This is a genomic window from Deinococcus rhizophilus, from assembly GCF_030271215.1.
Taxonomy (GTDB): Bacteria; Deinococcota; Deinococci; order Deinococcales; family Deinococcaceae; genus Deinococcus; species Deinococcus rhizophilus.
This window is the reverse complement of sequence record NZ_JASNGB010000247.1, coordinates 1-3,245: the sequence shown is the minus strand read 5'-3', so window position 1 is coordinate 3,245 and position 3,245 is coordinate 1. Positions and strand designations below refer to the sequence as shown.

At 74.6% G+C, this 3,245-nt stretch carries 3 protein-coding genes and 1 pseudogene; 3 read left to right on the top strand and 1 reads right to left on the bottom strand.

The genetic code is table 11. The annotated features are described in order from the left end of the window. Positions 1-521: P1 family peptidase (locus QOL99_RS16020; protein ID WP_285525286.1), on the top strand; the 521-nt coding region annotated here is incomplete at its 5' end. Here QOL99_RS16020 and QOL99_RS16015 read toward each other — a convergent pair. Continuing rightward, a complete protein-coding gene (locus QOL99_RS16015; RefSeq protein ID WP_285525285.1) occupies positions 505-816 on the bottom strand; it encodes a GNAT family N-acetyltransferase in 312 nt (103 codons plus the stop codon). The two genes, QOL99_RS16020 and QOL99_RS16015, sit on opposite strands and share 17 nt — an antisense overlap. A 546-nt stretch (positions 817-1,362) precedes the next feature. Between QOL99_RS16015 and QOL99_RS16010 the strand changes: the two genes are divergently transcribed. Then, a complete protein-coding gene (locus QOL99_RS16010; protein WP_285525284.1) occupies positions 1,363-2,064 on the top strand; it encodes a DUF1990 family protein in 702 nt (233 codons plus the stop codon). 45 nt (positions 2,065-2,109) lie between these two features. Continuing rightward, positions 2,110-3,245: pseudogene (cobA, locus tag QOL99_RS16005) on the top strand (uroporphyrinogen-III C-methyltransferase); the annotation flags it as partial.

Sequence of the window (3,245 nt, the reverse complement as noted above, 5' to 3'; positions counted from 1 at the left end):
CGGCGCGGGCGGCCTCGGCAGGCACGGTGGAACGCGGACGCGTCGGAGCGGGGACGGGCACGACGGCGGGCAAGTACCTCGGGGCGGGGGCGGTGCCGGGCGGGCTGGGCAGCGTACACCTGGAGCGGCACGGGGTCGCGGTGGGGGCGCTGGCGGTCGTGAATCCCATCGGGGACGTGCTCGACGAGCGCGGCAGCGTGCTGGCCGGGCCGGGGGTGGGACCGGGCGCGACCGCCTTTACTCCCGGCGACGTGGAAAGCACCACCCTGGTCGCGGTCGCCACCGAGCACCGGCTGACCAAGCCTGAGGCCCGCCGCCTCGCGGACGCTGCCCAGACCGCGCTGGGGCGGGTCATTCACCCCAGCCACACCCCCTGGGACGGGGACAGCGCCTTCGTACTCGGCACGGGCACCCGGCCTCCCGCCGACCCCCTCCTGCTCGTCGCGCTGGTGCAGGAGGCCGTGTGCGCGGCGGTGCGCGACGCGGTGCGGGTGGCAAACGGGCTTACCCCGCCCGCGTGAAGGTCAGCCGCACGCCCGCCCCCCGGAACCCGGCCCGCCGCACGTTGCGCTCGCTGCCCGACCCCGGCGTCACGAACACGCTGGCGAACTCGGCCCCGGAGTCAGCGGCGCGGTGCAGGCGGGCGGCGAGGAGGGCCGTCTGCACGCCCCGCCCCCGGAACTCCGGCCGGGTGGAGGTGCCGTACAACGCCGCCACACCCCCGGTCACGCTCAGCGCGGCGGTCCCGGCGGGCTGCCCCTGCACCTCGGCCACCAGCCGGACGGTGCCGGGCGCATGGGCCACGAGGCGCATCATCCGCCTCCGTCCCCGGCCCGAAGCCGCGTGAGGAGAGATCGGCCCACAGGTCGGCGTCCGGTTCCTCGCGGACGGTCAGGGTGGGGGCGGGAGGCAGGTCGGTCAGGTTGTGCGTGCAGGCGTGCAGGACGTAGTCCAGGGCGTATCCACGCGCACGCAGAGCGGGCAGCACGGGCGGCGCGGCGTGCGAGAGGACGTGGAGCGTCGCGGGTTGCCCATGCCCGGCGCTGAAGGCCTCGAAGCCGTCCAGATCAGCTTCTGTCAGCCCGGCCGTGCCGTCATGCCAGGCAGTGTCCACCGGGAGATTCGGCCCGGCGTGGACCGCCACCAGCGGACCGAAGCGGGCGACCGCGCCGTTCACTCCATACCCGGCGTGTGCGGCGGCTTCCGCGCGGGCGAGGCGGGGGAGGGGATCAGGCGTCATCTCCCCATCCTGCTCCCTTTCGGCTGGATGAACCCTGGCCGTGCCCCCGGCGGCGGCGCAGCGGCTAGCCTGCCCGCACTGCCCGGCTCCCCGCCGGAGTGTGCCCCCGGAGGTTTTCACCCATGCCCAACCCTGCACGGTCCCGACTGACCCGCCTGCTCGCCCTGCCTGCCCTCGCCGCCGCCGCCTACGCCCTCAAGGGGCCGCCCGACCCCCTGCGCCCGTCGGGTCCCGAGGACGGCGTGGGGCCGCTCACCCGCCGCCGCTACTGGGTGGAACTGGAGGGGGCGACCCGCGACCCGGAGGACATCGCCCGGCACTGGCGCGAGCATCTGCCCGATCACGCCCCCAAGTGGCTGGCGTACTTCCGGGGGCTGGACGGCCCCATTCCGCCCGTCGAGGTGGGCACCCGGTTGTGGATTCAGATGATGCTGGTGCGCCGGGGCCGGGTGGTCGTGGAGCATATCGATCCCCTGGGCTTCCGGGTCCGCACCCTGCGCCTGCACCCCGACGCGGGCACCTCCGACTTCCGGGTCTACCCGCAGGGGGAGCCGGGGCACGTCATCCTCCAGATCGAGTCGCTGCTGCGGACCAACTCGCATTTCGACCGCCTCGCCTACATCTTCGGGGCGCACGCCGGGCAGCGGCGCAACTGGGAACTCACCCTGCTGAGCGTGGCAGCCCACGCGGGAGGCCGGATCGTGAACCGGGGCCACGAGTCGCTGGAGATGACCCACCTCGCGCATTCCTACACGGTCCCGACGCCGGACGACCTTCCCGACGCCCCCGTGGGGCTGGACAGGGGCACCGCCGACCACGCCTGAGCCCACCCCCATCTGTCCCGCCCCCGGCCCGCTAGCCTGTCTGCCATGACCGACGCTTCTGCCGCCCCCACCTCCCGCGCCTTCGTCTCGCTGATCGGGGCCGGGCCGGGCGATCCGGGGCTGCTCACGCTGCGGGGGGCCGGGGCGCTGCGGGAGGCCGACGTGGTGCTGTTCGACTACCTCGCCAACCCCGAGCTGCTGCGCCACTGCCCGGACGCCGAGACGATCTACGTGGGCAAGAAGGGCTTTTCCGAGTACATCTCGCAGGAGCAGATCAACGCGCTGATCGTTCAGAAGGCGCAGGAGAACGGGGGCCAGCGGGTCGCCCGGCTCAAGGGCGGCGACGTGTTCGTCTTCGGGCGCGGCGGCGAGGAGGCCGAGGCGTGCGTGGCCGCCGGGGTGCCCTTCGAGGTGATTCCCGGCGTGAGCAGCGCGGTCGCGGCCCCCGCCTATGCCGGAATCCCGGTCACCCACCGCGAGCTGGCCCGCAGCTTCGCCGTGCTGACCGGCAACACCAGGGAGGGCGGCGCCCACTACGAGCGCCTCTCCGGGGTGGACACGCTGGTGTTGCTGATGGGGGTCCGTAATTTGGACCAGATCAGCGCCGATCTGATCGCGGCGGGGCGCGACTCCGGCACGCCCGCTGCCACCGTGCAGTGGGGCACCACCGGGCGGCAGCGGGTGGCGACGGGCACCCTGGCGACCATCGCCCAGGCCGTGCGCGAGGCCGGGCTGGAAGCCCCCGCCGTCACCGTGGTGGGCGAGGTCGTGCGGCTGCGCGAGTCGCTGCGCTGGTTCGAGGATTCCGACCTCTTCCGGACCTTGCAGGACGCGGGGGAGGGGGAGGCGCGATGACCACTCCGGGCCGTCCCCTCGCCGGGCGCACGGTGGCGGTCACCCGCACGCGGGAGGGGGCCAGCAGCCTCTCGGACGTGCTGCGGGCGCGGGGAGCCGACGTGCTGGAGGTGCCCCTGATCCGCTTCGCGCCGACCTCGGACGAGGCCGCCCTGCACGCCCGGCTGCGCGACCTGTCGGGGGTGGGCTGGCTGCTCCTGACCAGCAACCAGGCGGTCACGGCCCTCTTCGAGCACCTGGAACGGCTGGGGCTGGGGGCCGGGCACCTCGCCGGGGTGCGGCTGGCGGCGGTCGGCCCCAGCACGGCCCGCTCGCTGGCGGCACGG